The organism is Streptomyces sp. NPDC104371 (assembly GCF_055583785.1).
Window position 1 is genome coordinate 272,095 of record NZ_JBVJNF010000006.1, and the last position, 25,573, is coordinate 297,667.

The 25,573-nt window shown below is 70.7% G+C and carries 20 protein-coding genes and 1 pseudogene; 12 read left to right on the top strand and 9 right to left on the bottom strand.

Annotated features, from left to right (window positions below; translation table 11 throughout):
- Positions 1–31: 31 nt before the first annotated feature.
- Complete coding sequence (locus ACZ60T_RS20570; RefSeq protein WP_365628653.1) at positions 32–1,153, bottom strand: potassium channel family protein; 1,122 nt, start codon at positions 1,151–1,153, stop codon at positions 32–34.
- 245 nt (positions 1,154–1,398) lie between these two features.
- On the opposite strand from ACZ60T_RS20570, the pseudogene ACZ60T_RS20575 reads away from it, so the two are divergent.
- Together ACZ60T_RS20575 and ACZ60T_RS20580 are read left to right on the top strand one after the other, a co-directional pair.
- Positions 1,399–2,091: pseudogene (locus ACZ60T_RS20575) on the top strand (potassium channel family protein); the annotation flags it as partial.
- A 70-nt stretch (positions 2,092–2,161) separates the two neighbouring features.
- Positions 2,162–3,139, top strand: a complete 978-nt coding sequence (locus tag ACZ60T_RS20580; protein ID WP_469667155.1) for an NAD(P)H-quinone oxidoreductase — start codon at positions 2,162–2,164, stop codon at positions 3,137–3,139.
- Between the two features lie 67 nt (positions 3,140–3,206).
- On the opposite strand, the gene ACZ60T_RS20585 is transcribed toward ACZ60T_RS20580, so the two are convergent.
- Positions 3,207–4,019 carry a hypothetical protein gene (locus tag ACZ60T_RS20585; RefSeq protein WP_469667156.1) on the bottom strand — a complete coding sequence of 271 codons (813 nt, stop codon included), beginning with the start codon at positions 4,017–4,019 and terminating at the stop codon, positions 3,207–3,209.
- Between the two features lie 177 nt (positions 4,020–4,196).
- Here ACZ60T_RS20585 and ACZ60T_RS20590 point away from each other — a divergent pair, with 177 nt between their 5' ends.
- Positions 4,197–4,742, top strand: coding sequence for a bacterial proteasome activator family protein (locus ACZ60T_RS20590; protein WP_365628644.1), 546 nt, complete (start codon positions 4,197–4,199; stop codon positions 4,740–4,742).
- Positions 4,743–4,857: 115 nt separating this feature from the next.
- On the opposite strand, the gene ACZ60T_RS20595 is transcribed toward ACZ60T_RS20590, so the two are convergent.
- Complete coding sequence (locus tag ACZ60T_RS20595) at positions 4,858–6,495, bottom strand: protein kinase domain-containing protein (protein ID WP_469667157.1); 1,638 nt, start codon at positions 6,493–6,495, stop codon at positions 4,858–4,860.
- A 376-nt stretch (positions 6,496–6,871) separates the two neighbouring features.
- Here ACZ60T_RS20595 and ACZ60T_RS20600 point away from each other — a divergent pair, with 376 nt between their 5' ends.
- The 4 genes from ACZ60T_RS20600 to ACZ60T_RS20615 all read left to right on the top strand — a co-directional run bounded on the left by ACZ60T_RS20600 (position 6,872) and on the right by ACZ60T_RS20615 (position 12,604).
- Positions 6,872–8,455 carry a protein kinase domain-containing protein gene (locus ACZ60T_RS20600; RefSeq protein WP_365628638.1) on the top strand — a complete coding sequence of 528 codons (1,584 nt, stop codon included), beginning with the start codon at positions 6,872–6,874 and terminating at the stop codon, positions 8,453–8,455.
- A 550-nt stretch (positions 8,456–9,005) separates the two neighbouring features.
- Positions 9,006–10,217 (top strand): pyruvate dehydrogenase (acetyl-transferring) E1 component subunit alpha, encoded by a 1,212-nt coding sequence (pdhA, locus tag ACZ60T_RS20605; protein ID WP_365628634.1) that lies wholly within the window; start codon positions 9,006–9,008, stop codon positions 10,215–10,217.
- 1 nt (position 10,218) lies between these two features.
- A complete protein-coding gene (locus ACZ60T_RS20610) occupies positions 10,219–11,196 on the top strand; it encodes an alpha-ketoacid dehydrogenase subunit beta (RefSeq protein WP_365628631.1) in 978 nt (325 codons plus the stop codon).
- Between the two features lie 10 nt (positions 11,197–11,206).
- Positions 11,207–12,604 carry a dihydrolipoamide acetyltransferase family protein gene (locus ACZ60T_RS20615; RefSeq protein WP_469667158.1) on the top strand — a complete coding sequence of 466 codons (1,398 nt, stop codon included), beginning with the start codon at positions 11,207–11,209 and terminating at the stop codon, positions 12,602–12,604.
- 73 nt (positions 12,605–12,677) lie between these two features.
- Here ACZ60T_RS20615 and ACZ60T_RS20620 read toward each other — a convergent pair whose 3' ends face one another.
- On the bottom strand, positions 12,678–13,571 hold the full coding sequence (locus ACZ60T_RS20620; RefSeq protein WP_469667159.1) for a D-alanyl-D-alanine carboxypeptidase family protein: 894 nt from the start codon (positions 13,569–13,571) through the stop codon (positions 12,678–12,680).
- Positions 13,572–13,809: 238 nt separating this feature from the next.
- On the opposite strand from ACZ60T_RS20620, the gene ACZ60T_RS20625 reads away from it, so the two are divergent.
- Both ACZ60T_RS20625 and ACZ60T_RS20630 read left to right on the top strand, forming a co-directional pair.
- Positions 13,810–14,493: a GntR family transcriptional regulator gene (locus ACZ60T_RS20625; RefSeq protein WP_365628622.1), complete on the top strand. Its 684-nt coding sequence runs from the start codon at positions 13,810–13,812 to the stop codon at positions 14,491–14,493.
- Complete coding sequence (locus ACZ60T_RS20630) at positions 14,490–15,794, top strand: MFS transporter (protein ID WP_365628619.1); 1,305 nt, start codon at positions 14,490–14,492, stop codon at positions 15,792–15,794. The genes ACZ60T_RS20625 and ACZ60T_RS20630 overlap by 4 nt, the downstream gene beginning before the upstream one ends.
- A 76-nt stretch (positions 15,795–15,870) precedes the next feature.
- Here the strand turns inward: ACZ60T_RS20630 and ACZ60T_RS20635 are convergent, their stop codons facing one another.
- A complete protein-coding gene (locus ACZ60T_RS20635; protein WP_469667160.1) occupies positions 15,871–16,683 on the bottom strand; it encodes a carbon-nitrogen family hydrolase in 813 nt (270 codons plus the stop codon).
- 180 nt (positions 16,684–16,863) lie between these two features.
- On the opposite strand from ACZ60T_RS20635, the gene ACZ60T_RS20640 reads away from it, so the two are divergent.
- Positions 16,864–17,688: a maleylpyruvate isomerase family mycothiol-dependent enzyme gene (locus ACZ60T_RS20640; RefSeq protein WP_365628613.1), complete on the top strand. Its 825-nt coding sequence runs from the start codon at positions 16,864–16,866 to the stop codon at positions 17,686–17,688.
- An 82-nt stretch (positions 17,689–17,770) separates the two neighbouring features.
- Here the strand turns inward: ACZ60T_RS20640 and ACZ60T_RS20645 are convergent, their stop codons facing one another.
- The 3 genes from ACZ60T_RS20645 to ACZ60T_RS20655 form a co-directional block, all read right to left on the bottom strand.
- Positions 17,771–18,265 carry an LURP-one-related/scramblase family protein gene (locus ACZ60T_RS20645; protein WP_365628610.1) on the bottom strand — a complete coding sequence of 165 codons (495 nt, stop codon included), beginning with the start codon at positions 18,263–18,265 and terminating at the stop codon, positions 17,771–17,773.
- Between the two features lie 109 nt (positions 18,266–18,374).
- Complete coding sequence (locus ACZ60T_RS20650; RefSeq protein ID WP_469667161.1) at positions 18,375–19,673, bottom strand: M18 family aminopeptidase; 1,299 nt, start codon at positions 19,671–19,673, stop codon at positions 18,375–18,377.
- 86 nt (positions 19,674–19,759) lie between these two features.
- On the bottom strand, positions 19,760–21,586 hold the full coding sequence (locus ACZ60T_RS20655) for an acyl-CoA dehydrogenase (RefSeq protein ID WP_469667364.1): 1,827 nt from the start codon (positions 21,584–21,586) through the stop codon (positions 19,760–19,762).
- 143 nt (positions 21,587–21,729) lie between these two features.
- Here ACZ60T_RS20655 and ACZ60T_RS20660 point away from each other — a divergent pair, with 143 nt between their 5' ends.
- Both ACZ60T_RS20660 and ACZ60T_RS20665 read left to right on the top strand, forming a co-directional pair.
- Positions 21,730–22,215, top strand: a complete 486-nt coding sequence (locus ACZ60T_RS20660) for an SseB family protein (protein ID WP_365628604.1) — start codon at positions 21,730–21,732, stop codon at positions 22,213–22,215.
- 140 nt (positions 22,216–22,355) lie between these two features.
- Complete coding sequence (locus tag ACZ60T_RS20665) at positions 22,356–23,336, top strand: pirin family protein (RefSeq protein WP_365628600.1); 981 nt, start codon at positions 22,356–22,358, stop codon at positions 23,334–23,336.
- 50 nt (positions 23,337–23,386) lie between these two features.
- Here the strand turns inward: ACZ60T_RS20665 and ACZ60T_RS20670 are convergent, their stop codons facing one another.
- Positions 23,387–25,546 (bottom strand): ATP-binding SpoIIE family protein phosphatase, encoded by a 2,160-nt coding sequence (locus tag ACZ60T_RS20670; protein WP_469667162.1) that lies wholly within the window; start codon positions 25,544–25,546, stop codon positions 23,387–23,389.
- Positions 25,547–25,573: the final 27 nt, after the last annotated feature.

Genomic DNA, 25,573 nt, shown 5'->3' on the forward strand with positions numbered 1-25,573 from the left:
GTGAAACAACCCGGCCGACACGGGCCGTCTGTCACTCCTCGGGTGCGTGCTCCTTCACGGACCGCTGGATCGTGATCAGGCGGTCTCCGGCCTGGAGGAGCTCCACCTCGGGCGCCCGGTAGTCCAGGAACACCCGGCCGCGGACGACGCCGACCACCAGGTCCTCGCTCTCGCGTGGTGGACGCCCCACCTCGGCCTGGGTGATCCGGCGCTCGACCAGGTCCAGCCCTCTGCCGTAGGTCATGAGGTTCTCCAGTGTGACCGCGGTGTTCGGGCTGGCCACCGAGACGCCGAGCAGGCGTCCGGCAGAGCTCGAACTGGTCACCACCGTATTGGCGCCGGACTGCTTGAGGAGCGGGGCGTTCTCGTCCTCGCGGACGGCCGCCACGATCGAGGCACGCTTGTTGAGCTGCCGCGCGGTGAGGGTGACCAGGGCCGCGGTGTCGTCGCGCGGCGGGGCGACGATGACCTGCGAGGCCCTCTGCAACTCCGCCTTGCGCAGCGTGTCGGCGCGGGTGGCGTCGCCGAGGACGGCCACCAGACCGTCACTGCCCGCGGCCTCGACCGCCTTGGGCTGCGGGTCGACCACGACGATCCGCTCCTTCGGCGTCCCCTGGCCCAGCAGGGTCTCCACGGCGTACCGCCCCTTGGTGCCGTAGCCGACGACGACCACGTGTTCCCGGATCCGGGTGCGCCAGTGGTGGACGCGGACCTCCCGGCGGGTGCGCTCGGTGAGCACCTCGAGCGTGGTGCCGACCAGGATGATCAGGAACAGCACGCGCAGCGGCGTGATGACCAGGACGTTGGTGAGCCGGGCGGAGTCGCTGACCGGGGTGATGTCGCCGTATCCGGTCGTGGAGAGGGTGACGGTCGCGTAGTAGGTCGAGTCGAGCAGGTCGACGCCGTTGTTGCCCGTGTTGTCCTGGTAGCCCGCGCGGTCCGCCCACACGATCACCGTGGTGGCGGCGAGCACCAGCAAGGCCATGGCCAGGCGCCGGAGCACCTGCCGGAAGGGCGGGACGCTCACCCCGGCGGGCAGCTTGACGGACTGGTCTCCGTCGGGGGAGAAGCCGTCGGTCCGTGTCCGCTGCCGGAGCGACTGCAAGATCGGGAGCCGGGTCCGGTCGGACAGTGATTGCTTGGGGAGGCTCATCCCGCGCTTCCTCTGTGGTGACGTGTCGGGGTCGGTGGTGGCGTGTGGGGGGTTGCTGGGGACCATGTTCCCGGACCGGCGGGCCGGAAGGGCGGCTGCCCCCGGCGGCGAGGCGGGCCGCGCCGCTCACGGCTGCTGAGACGCGGTGCTCGTACGCGGTGCCTGTCTCGATACGGTCGACCCTGTTCCGGTGCGCGTCGGGTGGGCACTCGTGCGTCCGTGCCGGGGCATCAGGTACGTCACAACGCTGGAGGGTGGCCTTGAGGGATCACACCGTCGTCGTCGGCTTCGGGACCAAGGGACGGTCCGCGATCCAGACCGTGTGCGCGACCGGCCTGAAGAAGGAGCAGGTCGTGGTGGTGGACCCCAACTCCAAGGCCGTCGACGCGGCGGTCGCCAAGGGGTACACGGGCGTGGTCGGTGACGCGACCCGCAGCGATGTGCTGATGCGGGCCGAGGTGCACCGGGCGGCGCAGATCATCGTCGCCACCCAGCGGGACGACACGGCCGTCCTCGTCACGCTGACCGCGCGCCAGCTCAACCAGTCGGCGAAGATCGTGGCCGCCGTACGGGAGGAGGAGAACGCGCCGCTGCTCCAGCAGTCCGGCGCCGACGCGGTGATCACCAGCGCCAGCGCCGCCGGGCGGCTCCTCGGGCTCTCCGTGTTCAGCCCCGCGGTCGGCATGGTGATGGAGGACCTCATCCAGCAGGGCAGCGGGCTCGACCTGGTCGAACGGCCCGTCACCAAGGCCGAGGCGGGCCGTGGGGTGCGGGAGACGGAGGACCTCGTGGTGAGCGTCGTACGCGGCCATCGGGTGCTCGGCTACGACGATCCGGCCATCGGCAGGCTCCAGTTGACGGACCGTCTGATCACGATCGTACGGGTGACGTCGGGAACCCAGGACGTACCGGACACCCGCCCGCTGCCCCGGGGTTGAGGCGCGTCCCTCGCGGGGGCCGGGCGACGGCGCCCCGAGCGCCGTCGCCGCGAGGAGTAGCGTCCCCCTCATGTACGCGATCACGATTCCTGAACCCGGTGGGCCCGAGGCGCTGGTGTGGACCGAGGTCCCCGATCCCGTACCCGCCGAGGGCGAGGTGCTCGTCGAGGTGGCGGCCAGTGCCGTCAACCGTGCCGACCTTCTCCAGCGGCAGGGCCACTACAACCCGCCGCCCGGCGCGTCCCCGTACCCCGGACTCGAGTGCTCCGGACGGATCGCCGGGCTCGGCCCGGGGGTCTCGGGATGGGCGGTCGGCGACGAGGTGTGCGCGCTGCTCGCGGGCGGCGGATACGCCGAGAAGGTGGCTGTCCCGGCAGGGCAGTTACTGCCCGTGCCCAAGGGGCTCGCACTGCGGCAGGCGGCGGCCCTGCCCGAGGTGGCCTGCACGGTCTGGTCCAACGTGTTCATGGTCGCCCACCTGCGGCCGGGCGAGACGCTGCTCGTGCACGGCGGTTCCAGCGGCATCGGCACGATGGCGATCCAGCTCGCCAAGGCGGTGGGCGCGCGGGTCGTGGTCACGGCGGGCAGCGCGCGGAAGCTGGAGCGCTGTGCGGAACTGGGCGCGGATGTGCTGATCAACTACCGCGAACAGGACTTCGTGGAAGAGATCCGGCAGGCCACGGCGGGGGCGGGCGCGGACGTCATCCTCGACAACATGGGCGCGAAGTACCTGGACCGCAACGTCCAGGCGCTCGCGGTGAGCGGGCGGCTCGCGATCATCGGCCTGCAGGGCGGTGTGCAGGGCGAGTTGAACCTCGGCACGCTGCTGCGGAAGCAGGCGGCGATCACCGCGACCTCGCTGCGCGCGCGCCCGCTCGGGGAGAAGGCGGCGATCGTGGCGGCGGTGCGGGAGCATGTCTGGCCGCTGATCGCCGCCGGGCATGTCCGCCCGGTCGTCGACCGTGAACTCCCCCTGCGCGACGCGGCCACGGCCCATCGGGTGCTGGACGAGAGCGGGCACATCGGGAAGGTGCTGCTGGTGTCGTAGGCCCGCGCGCGTATCCCCAGCGGGTGTTGGCCACCCCCGCGAGCGGCCACCCCCGCGAGCGTCTCGGCTATCCCCGTCGAAGGCGCAGCGCGAGCAGGGCGAGCCCGAGGCCCAGCCCTACGAGGACCAGGCCGCTGCCGAGGGGCAACAGCTCGGGGTCGGGCCTGGACGCGGCGGTCTGCCGGGAGGGGCTGGCGGAGGCCTTCGGTGGCGTCGGGGAGCCGTCCCCGGGGCCGAAGCCGCCCACGGAGGCGTCAGGGCCCGTGCCGGGCTCCTCGGCGGGCGAGGTCGTCGGTGTGGGTGCGGGGGTGGGCGTGGTGTACGGCGGATCGGCCGTCGCGCTCTCCTGCCGACCGGGCCGCGTACGTCCCTCACCGGCTCGGCTGCCGGCGAAGGAGCGGTCGGGCGAGGGCCGGGCGGAGGAAGCGGAAGCGGACGCCTGCGGACGCGCGGGGACGGCGGACGCCGTGGGCCCGGCGGCGGACGCGCGGGTCGGCGTGGGGGAGGCCGTGGGCCCCAGGGGCCGCGAAGGGGCCGTGGGCGGCGAGACGGAGGTGGGGGCGGTGCGGCACATCGGCCGCAGAGCGTCCATCGGCTCGGTGGCCGGGCGCGGGCCCCGGGGGCCGTACGCGGGTTGAACGGCGCAGGCGGCGGGCCGGACCCCCTGCGCGGACCGTATCCCGTACCCGGAGGGCGCCCCGTCCGCGGAGGCCATGCCGCACGCGCCGATGACGGCGGTCGTGGTGAGGACGGGCGGCAGGACGGCCAGCCGGAGTATGCGGAACGAACACGGCGGACCGGGCCGGGGAGCCGCGCGGGCCGTACGCGATATACGGGATATGCGGGATATGAGAAACGGTGTACGGAGCCATGGAGTCACGCGGGTGACCCCCTCCCGTCGCTCGGGCTGCGAGATCAACGTCATCAGCCTCACACGGCCCCTGACACCCGGCATCCCGGCCACGGGGGCGGTACGTCCGTTCGACGGAACACGCCGGTCCGCCGGGGACTGGAGGGCACCTGGGTGGTGAGGTTCCGCGTGCGAGAGAATGGCGGCATGGAGATGCCGAGGAACGAGAGGTCGTCGGAGAACGCCCAGAAGATCCTGGTCGTCGGCCAGGACGGAATGGCTCTCGGCGGCGGCGCGGACGACGACTCGCGCGAGATCCCGATCACGGAACAGGTGGAGCAGCCCGCGAAGGTCATGCGCATCGGAAGCATGATCAAGCAGCTCCTGGAGGAGGTGCGCGCCGCTCCTCTGGACGAGGCGAGCCGACAGCGTCTGAAGGAGATCCACGCCAGCTCGGTGAAGGAGCTGGAGGACGGTCTCGCGCCCGAACTGGTCGAGGAGCTGGAGCGGCTCTCCCTGCCCTTCACGGACGACACGACCCCGAGCGACGCGGAACTGCGCATCGCGCAGGCCCAGTTGGTGGGCTGGCTGGAGGGTCTCTTCCATGGGATCCAGACCACGCTGTTCGCTCAGCAGATGGCGGCGCGGGCCCAGTTGGAGCAGATGCGCCGCGCCCTCCCGCCGGGCGTCGGCGGCCCCGACGGCGAGGAGGACCCTCGCGCAGGAGGCCGCGCGGGCGGCCCGTATCTGTAACTCCAATTCCGGATCAGGCCCGTATCCGGCACCGCAGAGCTACTACTGACGAGGGGCCCGGCACCACCGAGGTGCCGGGCCCCTCGCACGTGCGGGAGCGGAGGTCAGGTCCGGATCACGGCGGGTTGCCGGTCGACACGCGCAGCGTGATGTCCGGCATCTTCTCGGGATCGACATCCGTGCCGGCCGACGGGAACTGGCGCAGCACCATGTCCTCGCCGAACGTGTTCTCGTCCTCGTGCTCGACGTTCATCGTCCAACCCGCGGCCTGGAAGCAGGACTTGACCGACGCCAGGTTCTTGTACGTGAAGTTCGGCACCTCGATCTTCTTCGGGTCGTTGTACGACTCCTCCGGCTCGGTGCACTCCGTCGTCTCGATCGTCTTCGTCGTGTCCGGGCCCCGGTGGCCCGCGACCACCGTCGGGGACGGGCTCGTGTCACCGCCGCCGCCCCCGCCGCCGTCGCCCTTGTTCAGCGTCAGTGCCGTGACCAGGCCGCCCACCACGACCAGGGCGACCGCGATCGAGCCGATGAGCACGGCCTTGTTCTTCTTCCGACCGCCCGAGTCGCCCGTGGCGGGCACCGCGGTCTGCGGGGTGGCGCTGTAGGGCGGCGGGGTCGACGCGTACTGCTGCGGCGCGTACGCGGAGGTCGGCTGCGGCGTCTGATAGCCGTTCTGCTGCGGATAGCCGTACGACGGCGACGGGGCCGACGGGGCCGGGGTGGGGCTGCCGTAGGGACCGGGCTGGTACGGCGTCTGCACCGGGCCCGTCGGTCCCGTCGCCGACTGGTCGACCGGCGGGAAGACCACCGAGCTGACACCGGCGCCGCTCGACGTCTGCGCGCCCGGCACGATGCTCGGCGCCGCGGCCGTGAAGGACGCCGCCACGCGCAGGCACTCGTCGCGCATGGACTCGGCGTTCGGGAAGCGTTCGTTGGGGTTCTTCTTCAGCGCGCGGGCGACCAGCGCGTCCACCGCGGGCGGCAGCGAGCGGTTGATCGACGAAGGAGCGACCGGCTCCTCCTGCACATGCGCGTACGCGATCGCGAGCGGCGAGTCGGCCTCGAACGGCAGCCGCCCGGTGACCAGTTGGAAGAGCATGATGCCGACCGAGTACAGGTCGCTGCGCGCGTCCACGCCCCGGCCGAGGGCCTGTTCCGGCGACAGGTACTGCGGGGTGCCGACCACCATGCCGGTCTGGGTCATCGACGTGACACCGGACTGCATGGCGCGGGCGATGCCGAAGTCCATCACCTTGACGATGTTGCGCTTCGTCATCATCACGTTGCCCGGCTTGATGTCCCGGTGGACCAGGCCCATCTCGTGGCTGATCTCCAGGGCCGCCAGCACATCCGCGGTGATCTTCAGCGCCTTGTCGGCGGGCATCGCGCCGTACTGGTGGATGTCCGCGTCGAGGACCGAGCCGAGCGGCTTGCCCTCGATGTACTCCATGACGATGTACGGGGTCGTCATCCCGTCGAAGTCGTCCTCGCCCGTGTCGAAGACCGAGACGATGTTCGTGTGCGTGAGTTTCGCCACGGACTGCGCCTCGCGCCGGAACCGCTCGCGGAAGGCCTGTTCGCGGCCCAGCTCGGTGTGCAGTGTCTTGATCGCGACCTGGCGGTCGAGCACGCTGTCGTAAGCCAGGTGCACCGAGGCCATGCCGCCTTCGCCGAGCAAGTCGCGCAACTGGTAGCGGCCACCGGCGAACGAACGCTCCCCGTACCGGCCCTGCGCGCCGTCCTGGCTCATGTTCTGCGTCCCCCATCGGCGTGGCGACAGCGACTGGCTGTGCTCCCGCGGTCCGTGATCGGTGTCATCTCTTCGGCGATCGGTTGCGATTGTTCCGTGATCGACTGGCCTATTCCCGGCCAAGTCTGCCCGAGGGTGGTGACAGGTCAAGTTCGGTGCCCGTTCCGTGACCGTTCGCGAAAGAACCGTCGCGGAAGCGTTACGGGGGACGTACGGCCGGTACACAGAATTTGCACCCGCCTTCGGTGGACGGTTGGATGGCCGCTCCCTCTGGGCTCCATCCCGGAACGAGGCCCTGCGCAAAGCCTGTAGCGTGGCCTGTCAAAGACCGTGACAACCACCGCGCAGACGCGGGCAGAAACGACGGCGAGGACTGATGGCACAGACGCAGCGCGCCCAGGGCCCGTCCGACCCCGAGGCGACTGGCGGCGGGATGTCGGACGCGCCGGAGACGTGGGGCAACGGCGGACTGGTCGGGGACGGGCGGTACCGGCTGACCCGCAGACTCGGCCGGGGCGGCATGGCCGAGGTCTTCGCCGCCGAGGACGTGCGCCTCGGCCGGACCGTCGCGGTCAAGCTGCTCCGCGCCGACCTCGCCGAGGACCCGACGTCCAAGGCCCGCTTCACGCGTGAGGCCCAGTCGGTGGCCGGGCTCAACCACCACGCGATCGTCGCCGTGTACGACTCCGGCGAGGACCAGGTGAACGGCCAGGCGGTGCCGTACATCGTCATGGAGATCGTCGAGGGCCGCACGATCCGCGATCTGCTGCTCAACGCCGAGGCGCCGGGCCCCGAACAGGCCCTGATCATCGTCTCCGGCGTCCTGGAGGCGCTCGCCTACTCGCACCAGCACGGCATCGTGCACCGTGACATCAAGCCGGCGAACGTCATCATCACCGACAACGGCGCGGTGAAGGTGATGGACTTCGGCATCGCCCGCGCGCTGCACGGGGCGTCCACCACGATGACCCAGACCGGCATGGTCATGGGTACGCCGCAGTACCTCTCCCCGGAGCAGGCCCTCGGCAAGGCCGTCGACTACCGCTCCGACCTGTACGCGACCGGCTGCCTGCTGTACGAACTGCTCGCGCTGCGGCCCCCGTTCGTCGGCGAGACCCCGCTGTCCGTGGTCTACCAGCACGTCCAGGACATCCCGGTGCCGCCGTCCCAGGTCTCGGACGGGGCGCCCCCGGAGCTGGACGGGCTTGTCATGCGCTCGCTCGCGAAGGAGCCGGACGACCGGTTCCAGACCGCCGAGGAGATGCGCGGGCTGGTCCAGTACGCCCTCCAGATGCTGTACGACCAGGGCAGCCACACGGGCACCTGGAACACCGGTCCGGTGGAGGCGCACGACGGTCGGCACACTCCGGCGGCGGGCTTCGCCCAGACGACGGCGATGGCGCACCCCGACTCCGGTACGACCCAGATCCCGCAGCCGATCCTGCCCTCGGGCTACGGCAGCGGGGACGACGGCGGCTTCGAGGGGCACGGCAACAAGGGCAGCGGCCGGGGCAAGCTGCTGATCTTCGCCGTCCTCGCGATCATCGCGATCGTCGGAGGCGTCGCCCTCGCGATGAACGGCGGGAACGAGAAGCCCGGCGGTGAGACCAGCACGACGCAGTCGCCCTCCCCCACGGCGTCCGACAAGGACAAGAAGGCCAGCGAAGAGCCGACCGAGGAAGCCACCGACGACAGCGACCAGTCCAGCGACGACAACTCGCAGACGGGCAGCGGCTCGGACTACCGGCCCTCGTACCGGCCGACGCAGAACTGGTCCCAGGAGCCGACCTTCCAGCAGTCGACGGAGCCGCAGGAGCCGACCGACCCGGCCACCGAGCAGCCGACCACGGAGGAGCCGCCGGTCACGCCGCCCACGGGCGGCAACGGTGACACCGAGCAGCCGCCGGCGACGGACGGCGGCACCAGCGGGGACAACCAGGGCGGCTCTCCGGCGCCCTGACCGTCACCGTCCGCATACGACCGCCACGCGCGCGTGCGCCCGTTCCCAGGGCCGCACGCGCGCGTGGCGTTTGCGCGGGGCACGTCGTCGGGACCCGGGTCATGATGGGCTGTGGGCGATCTCGGTGGATCGTGCGGCGCCGTGTGCTTCTTTGACCGCCCTTCTTCGACCAGGACCCGAGCCCCCTGCGACGCGTCGTCCGAACGGCCCCGGATGATGTCTTCCCGAGCCCCAGGTCAGCGGGATAACGTGCGGTTGTTCCGGCCCCCTGCAAGGCCGTGACCAGCGCGTGGTGCCCGACTTACTCGATTTACTTGGAAATCCAAGGAAAATCCCAGGTCAGGAGGGGTTTCACAGAAATGTGGAGCACTGGGTAACGTGCCTACAGCAGGGCGCTCGCCGGGGCACCTGTCACGCCTGCTGTGATCGGGCCGCACCCACCCTGTGTGAGTCCGGGCGCCGCGGGCGAGCCGATCTCCCGAGCCCAGAACGGGTACGGGGGACCCAGGCACCCGGCAACCCCGGGGGCCGGACCGACGGAGGAGCACACGTGACCGTGGAGAGCACTGCCGCGCGCAAGCCGCGACGCAGCGCCGGAAGCAAAGCCAGCACCACCGGCACCAAGCGCACCAGCACGACGCCCAGGAAGGGCGACGAGCCCGAGATCGTCCAACTGCTGACGCCCGAGGGCAAGCGGGTCAAGAACCCCACGTACGACCCGTACGTCAAGGGCATCACCCCCGAGCAGTTGCGCGGCCTGTACCGGGACATGGTGCTGACCCGGCGCTTCGACGCCGAGGCGACCGCGCTCCAGCGTCAGGGCGAGCTGGGCCTGTGGGCGTCGCTGCTCGGCCAGGAGGCCGCCCAGATCGGCTCGGGCCGGGCGCTGAAGGACGACGACTACGTCTTCCCGACCTACCGTGAGCACGGCGTCGCCTGGTGCCGCGGGGTCGACCCGACCAATCTGCTCGGCATGTTCCGCGGCGTGAACAACGGCGGCTGGGACCCGAACAGCAACAACTTCCACCTCTACACGATCGTCATCGGCTCGCAGGCGCTGCACGCCACCGGCTACGCGATGGGCGTGGCCAAGGACGGCGCCGACTCGGCCGTGATCGCGTACTTCGGCGACGGCGCCTCCAGCCAGGGCGATGTCGCGGAGTCGTTCACCTTCGCGGCGGTCTACAACGCCCCGGTGGTGTTCTTCTGCCAGAACAACCAGTGGGCGATCTCCGAGCCCACCGAGAAGCAGACCCGGGTGCCGCTGTACCAGCGCGCCCAGGGCTTCGGCTTCCCGGGCGTGCGCGTCGACGGCAACGACGTCCTGGCGTGCCTCGCGGTGACCCAGTGGGCGCTGGAGCGGGCGCGCAACGGCGAGGGCCCGACCCTGGTCGAGGCGTTCACGTACCGCATGGGCGCGCACACCACCTCCGACGACCCCACCCGCTACCGCCACGACGACGAGCGGGCCGCCTGGGAGGCGAAGGACCCGATCGCGCGGCTGCGCGCGTACCTCGAGGCCTCGCACCACGCGGACGAGGGGTTCTTCGCGGAACTCGACGCGGAGAGCGAGGCGTTGGGAAGGCGGGTGCGTGAAGCGGTCCGTGCCATGCCGGACCCGGACCACTTCGCCATCTTCGAGAACGTGTACGCGGACGGGCACGCGCTCGTCGACGAGGAGCGGGCCCAGTTCGCGGCCTACCAGGCCTCGTTCGCGACGGAGACCGAGAGCGGCGTCGCCGCGGGCGAAGGGGGCCGGTGACATGGCGGAGAAGATGGCACTCGCCAAGGCGATCAACGAATCGCTGCGCAAGGCCCTGGAGTCGGACCCCAAGGTCCTGGTGATGGGCGAGGACGTCGGCAAGCTCGGCGGCGTGTTCCGGGTGACGGACGGCCTCCAGAAGGACTTCGGCGAGGAGCGGGTGATCGACACCCCGCTCGCCGAGTCGGGCATCGTCGGCACGGCGATCGGCCTCGCGCTGCGCGGGTACCGGCCGGTGGTGGAGATCCAGTTCGACGGGTTCGTCTTCCCGGCCTACGACCAGATCGTCACCCAGCTCGCGAAGATGCACGCCCGCTCGCTGGGCAAGGTCAAGATGCCCGTCGTCGTGCGGATCCCCTACGGCGGCGGCATCGGCGCGGTGGAGCACCACAGCGAGTCGCCCGAGTCGCTGTTCGCGCATGTGGCCGGTCTGAAGGTCGTCTCCCCGTCCAACGCGTCGGACGCGTACTGGATGATGCAGCAGGCCATCCAGAGCGACGACCCGGTGATCTTCTTCGAGCCCAAGCGGCGCTACTGGGACAAGGCCGAGGTCAACCGCGAGGCCATCCCCGACCCGCTGCACCGGGCCCGGGTGGTGCGCGAGGGCACGGACCTGACGCTCGCCGCCTACGGGCCGATGGTGAAGGTGTGCCAGGAGGCCGCCGCAGCCGCCGCCGAGGAGGGCAAGTCCCTCGAGGTGCTCGATCTGCGCTCGGTCTCGCCGCTCGACTTCGACTCCGTCCAGGCGTCGGTGGAGAAGACCCGCCGCCTGGTCGTGGTGCACGAGGCGCCGGTGTTCTTCGGCGCGGGCGCGGAGATCGCCGCCCGCATCACGGAGCGGTGCTTCTACCACCTGGAGGCGCCGGTGCTGCGCGTGGGCGGCTATCACGCCCCGTACCCGCCGGCGCGGCTGGAGGAGGAGTACCTGCCGGGCCTGGACCGGGTGCTGGACGCCGTCGACCGCGCCCTGGCGTACTGAGGAGAGGGTCGTGACGACGATGACTGACGCGTCCGTACGCGAGTTCAAGATGCCCGACGTGGGCGAGGGGCTCACCGAGGCCGAGATCCTCAAGTGGTACGTCCAGCCCGGTGACACGGTCACCGACGGGCAGGTCGTCTGCGAGGTGGAGACGGCGAAGGCGGCCGTAGAGCTGCCCATCCCCTACGACGGCGTGGTCCGCGCGCTGCACTTCCCCGAGGGCACCACGGTGGACGTCGGCACCTCGATCATCGCGGTCGACGTCGCCGGGGGCGCCCCGGCCGAGGCGGCGCCCGCCCCGGCGGAGGAGCCCGCGCCCGCGCAGGAGCCCGCGGAGGAGCCGAAGCCGGAGGGCCGCCAGCCCGTCCTCGTCGGCTACGGGGTGGCCGAGTCGTCCACCAAGCGCCGCCCCCGCAAGGGGATCCCGGCGCCCTCCGGCGACACGCTCCACGCGGCCACGGCGCTCCAGGGCGAGCTGAACGGGCACGGCCTGCGGAGCCGTCCGCTCGCGAAGCCGCCGGTGCGCAAGCTCGCCAAGGACCTCGGCGTCGACCTGGCGACCGTGACCCCCTCGGGTCCGGACGGCATCATCACGCGCGAGGACGTGCACGCGGCGGTGGCTCCGGCCCCGGCGGCTCCGACCACGGCCCCGGCCGAGGCGCCCGCCGCCGTCCAGGCGCCGGCGCCCGCGGTGACGTACGACGACCGGCGGGAGACCCGTGTCCCCGTCAAGGGCGTCCGCAAGGCCACCGCGCAGGCGATGGTCGGCTCGGCGTTCACCGCGCCGCATGTCACGGAGTTCGTGACGGTCGACGTCACGCGCACGATGAAGCTGGTCGAGGAACTCAAGCAGGACAAGGACCTCGAGGGTCTGCGGGTGAACCCGCTCCTGCTGATCGCCAAGGCCCTGCTGGTGGCGATCAGGCGGAACCCCGACATCAACGCGTCCTGGGACGAGGCCAACCAGGAGATCGTCCGCAAGCACTACGTGAACCTGGGCATCGCGGCGGCCACGCCGCGCGGTCTGATCGTGCCGAACATCAAGGACGCGCACGACAAGACGCTTCCGCAGCTCGCCGAGGCGCTGGGCGACCTGGTGGCGACCGCCCGCGAGGGCAAGACGTCCCCGGCGGCGATGCAGGGCGGCACGATCACGATCACGAACGTGGGCGTGTTCGGCGTCGACACGGGCACGCCGATCCTCAACCAGGGCGAGGCGGCGATCCTCGCGATCGGCGCGATCAAGCTCCAGCCCTGGGTCCACAAGGGCAAGGTCAAGCCCCGCCAGGTCACCACCCTGGCGCTCAGCTTCGACCACCGCCTGGTCGACGGCGAGCTGGGCTCCAAGGTCCTCGCCGATGTGGCGGCGGTCCTGGAGAAGCCCAAGCGGCTGATCACCTGGGGCTGAGCAGCCCGGACACACAAGGCGAAGGGGCCGGCCGCTCGAAGCGGCCGGCCCCTTGGCATGTGGTCGAAGCGGCTCAGACGGCGAAGCCGTAGTTCAGCAGCTTCTTGGCGTCGGCCGTGCGGCCTGCGACCGACGAGGACGCGAGGACCGTGCCGATGACCGTCTTGCCCTTGCGGGTCGCGGCGAAGACCAGGCAGTACTTGGCCTGCGGGCCCGAGCCGGTCTTCACACCGATCGCGCCGCTGTAACCGCCGAGCAGCGGGTTGGTGTTGGACCAGTTGTAGTAGCGGTAGCCACCGCTCTTGGTCGTCACCTTCTGCTTCGTGGACTTCGTCTTCACGACGGTCCGGAAGGTCGAGTTCTTCATCGCGCTGCTCGCGATCTTGGTCAGATCACGCGGCGTCGAGTAGTTGTTGCCCTTGCCGATGCCGTCGAAGGAATCGAAGTGCGTGTTCTTCAGGCCGAGCTTCTTGGCGTCGCTGTTCATCTTGCCGAGGAACGACTTCACGCGCGCGGCACGCGTGGAGCCGCTGCCGAACTTGTCCGCGAGCGCGTAGGCCGCGTCACAGCCGGAGGGCAGCATCAGCCCGTACAGCAGCTGGCGGACAGTGACCTTGTCGCCGACGATCAGATGCGCCTGGGAGGCGTTGTTCGCGACGACGTAGTCGCTGTACGCCTTGGCGATCGTGACCTTCGCGTCCAGGTTCAGCTTCGGCTGGGCCAGCACCACCTTGGCCGTCATGATCTTGGTGGTGGAGCCGGTGGACAGCCGCGTGTCCGCGGCCTTGGTGTACAGGCTCTTGCCGGTGCCGTTGTTCATCACGAAGCCGCCCTTGGCCGTGATGGACGGCTTGGTCGCGGCCTGCGCGGGCGCTGCGGTGAGAGCGGCGGAGGTGAGCACGGCGGCGGTGGTGACCACCGCCGCGGCTGCCTTGCGTACTCGTGCGCCCTTAATGCCGGTATTCAAGTTGAACGCTCCGATTGCGTCTCTGATGCGGTGATGCATCTGAATCCCCCTGAATGAGCGGCCCGGAGGGAAGGACCGCTTTCAGGTGAGACGCGTCGGCGACGCAAAAGGATGTACCGATGCCGGGGGGTAATCCGGCGAGGAATGTGAGGGCCTCCGGCGGGGCGGCGATGGAAGTCGGAGTCCGCATCGTGGACTGCCCTCGGCGATGTGTACGTGTTGTATCTATGATGTACGCATGTCTTCAGCGCCGTCCGCCGCCCCTGCCCCCGAGAAGCCGCCCGCCAAGCAACCACCCGCCGCCGATCGCGTGTACACGCACGTCAAGCGGGGTCTTCTGGAACGCCGCTACGAAGGCGGGACCCTGCTCACCGAGGGCGAGCTGGCCGAGGAGGTCGGCGTCTCGCGGACGCCGGTGCGCGAGGCGCTGCTCCGGCTGGAGATGGAAGGGCTGATCAAGCTCTATCCGAAGAAGGGCGCGCTCGTCCTGCCGGTCTCCGCCCAGGAGATCGCGGACGTGGTGGAGACCCGCCAGCTCGTCGAGGAGTACGCGGTCCGCAAGGCCGTGACCGCCCCACCCGCGCTGATCGCCCGCCTGGAGGAGCTGCTCGCGCGGCAGAAGGAGCAGGCCGCCGCCGGTGACCTCGCGGGTGCTGCGGCCACCGACCGCGCCTTCCACGCCGCGATCGTGCGCAGCGCCGGCAACGAGATCCTCTCCCGGCTCTACGACCAGCTCCGCGACCGCCAGTTGCGGATGGGCGTCGCCGTGCTGAACTCCCACCCCGACCGGGTCGCCAAGACGCTCGCCGAGCACGAGGAGATCCTCAAGGCGCTGCGGTCCGGTGACACCGAGGCGGCCGTCGCCCTCGTCCACGGGCACGTGAGCTGGTTCTCCCACCTGGCTCGCGGGGAGGTGCGATGAGCTCCCGCTCCGTGTCCCTGCCCGGCGATCCGCCGGGCGGTGCGCGCGCCGTCGGCGTGTGGTCCGTAGGCGTCTCGGTCTACTTCGTCGCCGTCATCTTCCGTACGTCGCTGGGCGTGGCCGGACTCGACGCCGTCGACCGCTTCCATGTGGGCGCCTCCGCGCTGTCCACCTTCTCCATACTTCAACTGCTCGTGTACGCGGGCATGCAGATACCCGTCGGCCTGCTGGTGGACCGGCTCGGCACCAAGAAGGTGCTGGCCATGGGGGGCATCCTCTTCACGGTCGGTCAGCTCGGGTTCGCGATCTCCGCCTCGTACGGCATGGCGCTGGCCTCGCGCGCGCTGCTCGGCTGCGGTGACGCGATGACGTTCATCAGCGTGCTGCGGCTCGGCCAGCGCTGGTTCCCGGCCCGCCGCGGACCGGTGGTGGCGCAGCTCGCCGGTCTGGTGGGCATGGCGGGCAACCTGGTCTCCACGCTCGTCCTGGCCCGGCTGCTGCACGGGGTGGGCTGGACAGCGGCGTTCGGCGGCAGCGCGCTCGCCGGAGTCGTCGTCTTCGTCCTGCTCCTCCTCTTCCTCAAGGACCACCCCGAGGGCCATGAGCCCGAGCCGTTCCCGCACCACGGATCGGCGTACGTACGGCGCCAGATCGCGGCGTCCTGGAAGGAGCCCGGCACCCGGCTCGGGATGTGGGTGCACTTCACGACGCAGTTCCCGGCGATGGTGTTCCTGCTGCTGTGGGGCCTGCCGTTCCTGGTCGAGGGGCAGGGGCTCTCGCGGGGCACCGCCAGCGATCTGCTCACGCTCGTCGTGCTGTCGAACATGGCCGTCGGCCTGGTGTACGGGCAGATCATCGCCCGGCACCACACGGCGCGGCTGCCGCTGGCGCTCGGCACGATCGGGGCGACGGCCGTGCTGTGGGCCGCCACGCTCCTCTACCCCGGGGACCACGCCCCGATGTGGCTGCTCGCCGTGTTGTGCGTCGTGCTCGGCGCCTGCGGCCCGGCCTCGATGATCGGCTTCGACTTCGCCCGCCCGGCGAACCCGCCGGAGCGTCAGGGCACCGGCGCCGGCATCACCAACATGGGCGGATTCATCGCCTCCATGACGACCCTGCTGGCGATCGGACTGCTGCTGGACGCGACGGGCGACGACTACAGCGTGGCGTTCTCCGCGGTGTTCGTCCTCCAGGCGCTGGGGCTGAGCCAGATCCTCCGGCTGCGGGGGCGCGCCGCGCGCCGGGAGCGGGAGCGGCTGGTGGAGAGCCGGGTGGAGACGGTGCACGTGCCCGCCGTGTAGGGGTGCGCGGGCGGACGTAGACGTACGGGCGGTGCCGGGCCAGGGCGCCGCCCGTCCCGTGTGCGGGGCACCGCCGTCAGCGGCGGGGGCGCTCCAGCCCCAGCACCCGGTCCTTCAGCGCCGGGAACTGCTCGCGCGTGGTCGCGACCTTCGCCGGGTCGAACTCCACCGTGAGGACCTCCTCGTCGGGCCCCGCCTCGGCGAGGACCTCGCCCCAGGGATCCACCACGATCGAGTGACCCGCCTGCGGAACTCCCGCGTGGGTACCGGCCGTTCCACAGGCAAGGACGTACGCCTGGTTCTCGACCGCCCGCGCCTGGGCCAGCAGCGTCCAGTGGGACCGGCGGCGCTCCGGCCAGCCCGCCGGGATCACGAGCGTCTCGGCCCCCGCGTCCACGAGCGACCGGAACAGCTCGGGGAAGCGGAGGTCGTAGCAGGTGGCCACGCCGACGGTCGTCTCCGGCAGACGGACCGTCACCGGCCGGTCGCCCGCGCCCATCAGCACGGCCTCGCCCTCGTCGAAGCCGAAGCGGTGGATCTTGCGGTAGGTGGCGGCCAGTTCGCCGGAGGGGGAGAAGATGAGCGACGTGTTGTAGAGGGTGCCCGCGGCGGAGCCGCTGTCCGGCGCCGAGCGTTCCGGGATCGACCCGGCGTGCAGCCACACGCCCGCGTCGCTCGCGGCCTCGGCCATCGCCTCGTACGTCGGCCCGTCGACCGGTTCGGCCTCGACAGCGAACTGTTCGTAGGCGAACGCTCCGGTCGTCCACAGCTCGGGAAGCACCACCAGATCGGCCCCGGCCTGCTCACGGACGAGCGAGGCGGCCCGTCGCCTGCGCGAATCGACCGATTCCTGTTCGTCTACCCGGATCTGGATGAGGGAGGCCCGCACGCTACCACCGTCCTGGCATTCGGGCCCGACGCTACGGGCCTACGATCGTCATACGAAAGCACTGCCGGGGTGCCTGACAGCAGCGTAACTTAACGCTCCAAGACACCCGCCGACAGTCGCCTCCCGTCGACACTGCCGTCACCATCGCCCGTGCACCGACCGCTTGAGGGGTCCCGTTCCGTGAGTCTGCATCCCACTCTTCAGCCCTACGCCGACGCCTGGACCCACTCCATCGAAGCGATATCGGAGCTGGTGCAGCCGCTCGTGGAGAGCGAGTGGAACCGGCGTACGCCCTGCCCCGGCTGGTCGGTACGCGACGTGGTCTCCCATGTCATCGGTCTGGACTGCGAGATGCTCGGCGACCCGCGCCCCATCCACTCGCTCCCGCGCGATCTGTTCCACGTCACGAACGAGCACCAGCGCTATATGGAGATGCAGGTCGATGTGCGCCGCCACCACACGGCGCCGGAGATGACGTCCGAGCTGGAGTACACGATCATCCGCCGCAACCGCCAGTTGCGGAACGAGTCGCGGGACCCGGAGGCCAAGGTGCGCGGCCCGCTCAGCACCGAGCAGACCCTCGAAGAGGCCATGCGGTACCGCGCGTTCGACGTATGGGTGCACGAGCAGGACCTGCGCGCGGCGCTCGGCGTCCCCGGGAACCTGGACTCGCCGGGCGCGCACATCGCGCGGGACGAGCTGCTGGCCGCGCTGCCGGACGTCGTCGCGAAGGACGCCGGGGCACCGGCCGGTTCGGCGATCGTCCTCGATGTCCACGGCCCGATCGAGTTCCTGCGCACGGTCCGGGTCGACGCGGAGGGCCGCGGCTCGATCGACGGCGCGCCGTCGCTGGGCCCCGCCGTGTCGCTCACGCTCGACTGGGAGACGTACGTCCGTCTCGCCTGCGGCCGGGTCACGGCGGACGCGGTGGCGGACCGCATCAAGACGGAGGGCGACGAGGACCTGACGGCGGCGCTCCTGCGGGTGTTCGCGGTGACCAACTAGGCTTGTGACAGGCTCAGTTCGGACGACCGGTGACGGGGGCGGCGGCAGGCCCGCGCCCCCGCACCCGCCCGCGAGGGCCCGCTCAGCCGTCCTCGCGCTCCTTCTCCGCCAGATGGATCACGCACACCGCCACCGCGATCACCAGCGCCGGGTCCGCGTCGTCGCGCACGATGTCGACGCCGTACGTCTCGCGGAGATGCAGCCAGCGGCGTGAGATCTGCGCGAGCAGCTCCCCGTCGCGGTCGACGGCGAACTCGCGATCGAGGATCTTGCCGCTGACATCGAGTTCTGTCCCGTCCGCCAGCAGCACGCGGTAGTGATTGCGGAGCAGGGACAGACGCTTGCGCTTGATCGTGGCCAGCCGGTCGCCGTCGCGCTCGATGATCATCGTGTCCCGCAGCGCGAACATCTTCTGGTGGATGTCGATCAGGACGCGCCCCTGCCGGTCCTTGATCTGGAAGGTGTCCCGCAGCCGCATCGCCTTGCCGTCGACGAGGAACACCTTGGTGCCGTGCTGGTCCTCGATCCAGTAGTCGTCGCCGAAGCCGAGGAGTCGATCGCGTACCTGGAATCTCATACGCTCAGGCCTTCCCCCCTGTCGGGTCCCAAACGCCGCCCATAGGCCGAGGGGACGGACCCGCGCGAGCCCCCGCGGCTCGGCGGGGGCTCGCACACCGGGCGTCGGCTCAGCCCTCCAGGAAGGCCGTCAGCGCGTTCGCCAGCAGATACGGGTCGTCGGCGCCGCACAGCTCACGGACGCTGTGCATCGACAGGATCGCCGCGCCGATGTCGATGGTCCGGATGCCGTGGCGGGCCGCCGTGATGGGGCCGATGGTGGTGCCGCAGGGCATCGAGTTGTTCGAGACGAAGGACTGGAAGGGCACGTTCGCCTTCTCGCAGGCCGCCGCGAAGAGCGCGCGGCCCGAACCGTCCGTGGCGTAGCGGTTGTTGACGTTGACCTTGAGGATCGGGCCGCCGTTGACGCGCGGCTGGTGCGTCGGGTCGTGCCGCTCCGGGTAGTTGGGGTGGACGGCGTGACCGGTGTCGGAGGACAGGCAGACCGTGGCGGCGAAGGCGCGCGCCCGGTCCTCGTAGGAGCCGCCCCGGGCGAACACCGAGCGCTCCAGCACCGAGCCGAGCAGCGGCCCGTCGGCGCCGGTGTCCGACTGGGAGCCGTTCTCCTCGTGGTCGAAGGCCGCGAGCACCGGGATGCAGGAGAGCGAGGCGTCGGAGGCCGCCACGGCCGCGAGCGCCGCGGTGGCCGCGTGCACCGAGAGCAGGTTGTCCATGCGCGGGCCCGCCAGCAGCTCCTTGTCGCGGCCCAGATAGGCGGGCGGCTCGACGGAGTGGGTCATCAGGTCCCAGCCCGTGACCTCACCGGCGGTCAGGCCCAGGTCCTCCTCCAGGAAGGCGATCAGATCGCCGTCCCGTACCTCGTCCGCCAGGCCCCAGATCGGCTGGAGATGGCGCTGCTTGTCGAGCTTCAGGCCCTCGGAGGAGACCGAGCGGTCCAGGTGGATGGCGAGCTGCGGCACGCGCAGCAGCGGTCTGTCAATGTTCACCAGGCGCGTCGAACCGTCGCGCAGGGTCAGCCGGCCGGAGAGGCCGAGGTCGCGGTCCAGCCAGGAGTTGAGCAGCGGGCCGCCGTAGATCTCCACGGCGAGCTGGCGCCAGCCGAGCGCGCCGCTGTCCGGGCGCGGCTTCACCCGCAGGTTCGGGGAGTCGGTGTGCGCGCCCACGATCCGGAAGGGGGTGTGCGCGTCGGCGCCCTCGGGGACGTACCAGGCCACGATCGCGCCGGCGCGCAGGACGTACTTGCCGCCGCTCGTGCCGTCCCAGGCGTCGGTCTCCAGCACCTGCCGGAAGCCGGCCTTCTCCAGCCGTTCGGCGGCGTTCGCCACCGCGTGGTACGGCGACGGGCTCGCCGCGAGGAAGGACATGAGGTCGTCGGTGTGACCGCGGTCGAAGCGGGGACGTGTGCGCATGGATTCACCTTAACGACGGACGAGGGCCCGCTCCCCGTGCCGGGTAGCGGGCCCTCGTAAGGAGGCTGTGGAGGCTTGGCGGGATCTTAGAACGCGGCCTCGTCCAGCTCCATGAGGTCCAGGTCCACGCCCTGGGCGACCTTGCGGGCCAGGGTCACGCCGGGCAGGACGTTGGCTGCGAAGAACCGCGCCGCCGCGATCTTGCCGGTGTAGAAGGCCTGGTCCTTGGCCGAGGCGGTCTCCAGCTTCTCGGCGGCGATCGCGGCGCCCTTCAGCAGCAGGTAGCCGACGATCACGTCACCGGAGGCCATCAGCAGGCGGGTGGTGTTCAGGCCCACCTTGTAGATGTTCTTGACGTCCTGCTCGGTGGCCGCGAGGTCGGTCAGCATCACGCCGACGATCGCCTCCAGCTCCGCGGCGGCCTTGGCCAGGTACTCGCGGGCACCCGCGAGCTGCTCGCCGCCCGTGCCGAGCGCCAGGAACTCCTTGATGTCCTCGGCGACCGAGTTCAGCGCGGCACCCTGGTTACGGACGATCTTCCGGAAGAAGAAGTCCTGGCCCTGGATCGCGGTCGTGCCCTCGTAGAGGGTGTCGATCTTGGCGTCGCGGATGTACTGCTCGATCGGGTACTCCTGCAGGAAGCCGGAGCCACCGAAGGTCTGGAGCGACTGCGCGAGCTGCTCGTAGCCCTTCTCGGAACCGTAGCCCTTGACGATCGGCAGGAGCAGGTCGTTGAGCGCGTGCTCGGCGGAGGTGTCCTCGCCGTTCGCCTCCTTGACCGCGATCGTGTCCTGGACCGAGGCGGTGTGGAGGACGAGCGCGCGCATGCCCTCCGCGTACGCCTTCTGCGTCATCAGCGAGCGGCGCACGTCGGGGTGGTGCGTGATGGTGACCTTGGGCGCGGTCTTGTCCATGAAGTTCGCCAGGTCGGGACCCTGGACGCGCTCCTTGGCGTACTCCAGCGCGTTCAGGTAGCCGGTGGACAGCGTGGAGATCGCCTTCGTGCCGACCATCATGCGGGCGAACTCGATGATGCGGAACATCTGGCGGATGCCGTCGTGCTTGTCGCCGATCAGCCAGCCCTTGGCGGGGTGGCGGTCGCCGAAGGTCATCTCGCAGGTGTTGGAGGCCTTCAGGCCCATCTTGTGCTCGACGTTCGTGGCGTAGACGCCGTTGCGCTCGCCCAGCTCGCCGGTCTCGAAGTCGAAGAGGAACTTCGGGACGAGGAAGAGGGACAGGCCCTTGGTGCCGGGACCGGCGCCCTCGGGACGCGCCAGCACGTAGTGGAGGATGTTCTCCTCCATGTCGTGCTCACCGGAGGTGATGAAGCGCTTCACGCCCTCGATGTGCCAGGAGCCGTCCTCCTGCTGGACCGCCTTGGTGCGGCCGGCGCCGACGTCCGAACCGGCGTCCGGCTCGGTGAGCACCATGGTGGAGCCCCAGGTCTTCTCGACCGCGATCTCGGCGATCTTCTTCTGGGCCTCGGTGCCCTCGTCGAAGAGGATGCGGGCGAACGCCGGGCCGGAGGAGTACATCCAGATCGCCGGGTTCGCGCCGAGGATCAGCTCCGCGTACGCCCAGATCAGGGACGGCGGGGCGGTGGTGCCACCGACCTCCTCGGGCAGGCCGAGGCGCCAGTACTCGGAGTCCATGAAGGCCTTGTAGCTCTTCTTGAAGGACTCCGGGACCGGAGCGGTGTTCGTCTCCGGGTCGAAGACCGGCGGGTTGCGGTCGGCGTCCGTGAAGGACTCCGCCAGCTCGTTCTCCGAGAGGCGGGTCAGCTCCTCGAGGATGCTCTTGGCGGTGTCGACGTCCATCTCGGCGAACGGGCCGGTGCCGTACAGCTTGTCGCGGCCGAGTACTTCGAAGAGGTTGAACTCGATATCGCGGAGATTCGACTTGTAGTGCCCCATGGCGACGGCTCCGTAGAGGGATCGGCGAGGCACTGACTCCTCGCGAACGGTTCACGTACCAACTAGTAACACCGATGATGCTACCCGTCGGTAATAAGAAGCAACCCCTGGTGGCCTATGTGTGGCCCACTACTCTTTGGGACATGTACGGCTACCAGAACGCGGGCACGCAGCAGCAGTACGCCTCGTCGCAGCAGATGCCCGGTCCGATGCCGGGCGGGCAGATGCCCGGTGGTTACGGTCAGCAGCCGCCGCTCTACCCCGAGCCGTCGCCGCCGTCGCTCGCGGACGCGGTCCGCGCCTTCACGACGGGGTCGATGTCCGCCGAGGACTTCCAGCAGATCTTCGCCACGTCCAAGGTGTACTGCCCGCGCGGCGACAACCCCGGCTTCCTGGCACTGCACAACACCCAGCAGCCGGTGATCCCGATGTTCACCTCGCTGAAGGAGCTGCGGCGGTACGCGGGCAAGGAGTCGAAGTACTTCGTGATCACGGGCGCGGAGGTGATCGACCTGCTGCCGACGGGGTACGGGTTCGTGCTCGACATGGAGGGGGAGCACCGGATGGTGTTCGACGCGAAGGCGGTCGAGCAGATGGTCGACTTCGCGATGCGCCGGATGTACGGCTGACGGATCTACGGCGGTCGCAGGCCGCACGCCTGGCGTCGTACTGGTGAGAGCCCGGGGGGAATACCCTCCGGGCTCTCTGTGTTCCGGGTGGCAGAAAGTTCAATCGTCAACTAAAGTCGGAGCACAAGGAGGTACCGACCATGCCCGCAGTGACCGTCGAGAACCCGCTGACCCTTCCCCGTGTGGCCGCGCCCGTCGACGCCGTGGCCCGTCCCGTGCTCGGTGTCACGACCGCGCCCAGCGGCTTCGAGGGCGAGGGCTTCCCGGTGCGCCGTGCGTTCGCCGGGATCAACTACCGCCATCTCGACCCGTTCATCATGATGGACCAGATGGGCGAGGTGGAATACGCACCTGGCGAGCCCAAGGGGACGCCGTGGCATCCGCACCGCGGCTTCGAAACCGTCACCTACATCATCGACGGCGTCTTCGACCACCAGGACTCGCACGGCGGTGGCGGCACCATCACCAACGGCGACACCCAGTGGATGACGGCGGGCTCGGGTCTGCTGCACATCGAGGCGCCGCCGGAGTCGCTCGTCGTGTCCGGCGGTCTGTTCCACGGCATTCAGCTCTGGGTCAACCTGCCCGCCAAGGACAAGATGATGGCCCCGCGCTACCAGGACATCCGCGGTGGCCAGGTCCAGTTGCTGACCACCCCCGACGGCGGCGCGCTGCTGCGTGTCATCGCCGGTGAGCTGGACGGGCACCAGGGTCCCGGTGTCACCCATACGCCGATCACCCTGGTCCACGCGACGGTGGCACCGGGTGCGGAGATCACCCTGCCCTGGCGCGAGGACTTCAACGGTCTGGCGTACGTCCTGGCCGGACGGGGATCGGTCGGCGCCGAGCGCCGTCCGATCAAGCTGGGGCAGGCCGCGGTCTTCGGCGCGGGCTCCTCGCTGACCGTCCGCGCGGACGAGAAGCAGGACTCCCACACGCCGGACCTGGAGGTCCTCCTCCTCGGCGGACAGCCGATCCGCGAGCCGATGGCGCATTACGGGCCGTTCGTCATGAACACCCGTGAAGAGCTCCAGCAGGCCTTCGAGGACTTCCAGAAGGGGCGCCTCGGCTCGATCCCGGCGGCGCACGGGATGACCGAGGCCGGCCCGCAGGGCGACTGACCTCGGAGTTCTGACCGCTGGAGCGGGCCGTCCGTACCGGGCGGCCCGCTCTAGCGTTCCCCGGCCTCCTGCCGTTCCTCGTGCTCCTGCGCGGAGTCCTCGGCTAGTTCGAACCAGATGGTCTTGCCCTCGCCGCGCGGATCCACCCCCCAGGCGTCCGCGAGCATCTCCACGAGGACCAGACCGCGCCCGGAGGAGGCCAGTTCGCCGGGGTGGCGCCGATGCGGCAGATCGTCGCTGGCGTCGGTCACCGCCACGCGCATCCGGCGTCCGCCGGAGCGGTCCGCGGCGCCGGAGACCTCGGCGACGAGGAGCGCGTCGCTGTCGGTGTGCACGAGGACGTTCGCGAGCATCTCCGAGGTCAGGAGCACCGCCGAGTCGATCTGGTCCGCGCCGGACCAGTCGTGCAACAGCTCGCGCAGCATCTGCCGGGCCTCCGCGATCCGTTCGGGTTCGGCCTGCGCGACGGTCATGGCCGAGCGGCGCACGGTCGGCCGTATCCCGGTGCGCGGGCCCGCGCAGCCGCAGTTCTCGCCCGCCCGGCACAGCAGCAGGAGCGCGATGTCGTCCTCGCGCCGGTCGGTCAGCGGGCCGGTGGCGTGGTGCGAGGAGGGGCCGTGGACGGCCTGGACCAGTGAGTCCGCCAGCTTCTCCAGGTCGCCGTCATGCTGTTCGAGGATGTGGCGCAGCCGCAGCCAGCCGGTGTCGAGGTCGTGCCCGCCGGTCTCGATCAGGCCGTCCGTGCACAGCAGCATGGTCTCGCCGGGCTCCAGGACGAGGCGCGTGGTCGGGTAGTCCGAGTCGGGGTCGATGCCGAGCGGCAGCCCGCCCGCGGTCGGCCGGGTCAGGACCGTGCCGTCGGCCATGCGGATCGCGGGGTCCGGGTGGCCCGCCCGCGCGATCTCCAGCGTGCCGGTGGCGGGGTCCACCTCGACGTAGAGGCAGGTCGCGAAGCGCAGGTCGGCGCCGTCCTCGCCGGAGGTCATGCCGTGCAGGAAGCGCGAGGCGCGGGAGAGGACCGCGTCCGGGCGGTGGCCCTCGGAGGCGTAGGCGCGCAGGGCTATCCGGAGCTGGCCCATGAGACCCGCGGCCCGTACGTCATGGCCCTGGACGTCGCCGATGGTGAGCGCGAAGCGGCCCTCACCGGGCAACTGGATCATGTCGTACCAGTCGCCGCCGACCTGGAGCCCGCCGCCGGTCGGGACATAGCGCGCGGCGACGGTCATGCCGGGTATCCGGGGGCCGAGGACGGGCAGCATCGAGCGCTGGAGTCCGTCCGTCAGCTCGCGCTCGGTCTCGGCGGCGCCCGCGCGGGACAGCGCCTGGGCGAGCATGCGGGCGACCGTGGTCAGTACCGAGCGCTCGTCGGGGGAGAACGCGACGGGGTGCTTGAACGCCGCCATCCACGCGCCCATCGTGCGCCCCGCCACGGTGAGCGGCAGGAACGCCCAGGACTGGCGGCCGAACTGCGCGGCCAGCGGCCAGGAGCCGGGGTAGCGGTTCTTGTACTCCGCCGGTGAGGACAGATAGACGGCGCGGCCGGTGCGGACGACCTCGGCGGCCGGGTAGTCCGCCTCCCGCGGCATCTGGGTGAACGGGCTCTCGTCGCCCGGCCGGTGGCCGTGGTGGCCGACCACCGTCAGCCGTTCGTCCTCGGTGCCGAAGACCGCGAGGCCGTCCGGGGAGAACCCGGGCATCGAGAGGCCGGCCGCGACCCGCAGCACCTCCTGGGTGGAGCGCGCCTCGGCCAGCGCGCGGCCCGCGTCCAGCAGGAACGCCTCGCGGGAGCGGCGCCAGTCGCCGATGACGGCGCAGTGCGCGGTGGCGCCGGGGGCGGGGTCGGTGACCTCCTGGAGGGTGCCGACCAGCTCGTACTTCCCGGTCTGCGGGTGGAACGACGGCTTGGAGCGGCTGCGGACGACCCGGACCACTCGCCCCCGCTCGTCCATGATCCGCATCCGGGCCTCGGCGAGCGTGCCCTCGGCGAGGGCGAGTTGGACGACGCCGTCGACCTCGTTCCAGTCGACGGGGTGGAAGCGGGCGCGGATCCCGGCCTCGGTGAGCGTCGTCGGTTCCGCGGGCAGTCCGACCAGCCGCGCGGCCTCGGCGTCGAGAGTGACGAGCCCGGCGGCGGTGTCGTAGCGCCACAGGCCGGTCGCGAGAACGGCCAGGACGTCCCCTACGGCGGGCAGGGGCTCGGCAGTACGCATTGCCCCACTGTAAGAAGAGGTGATCGC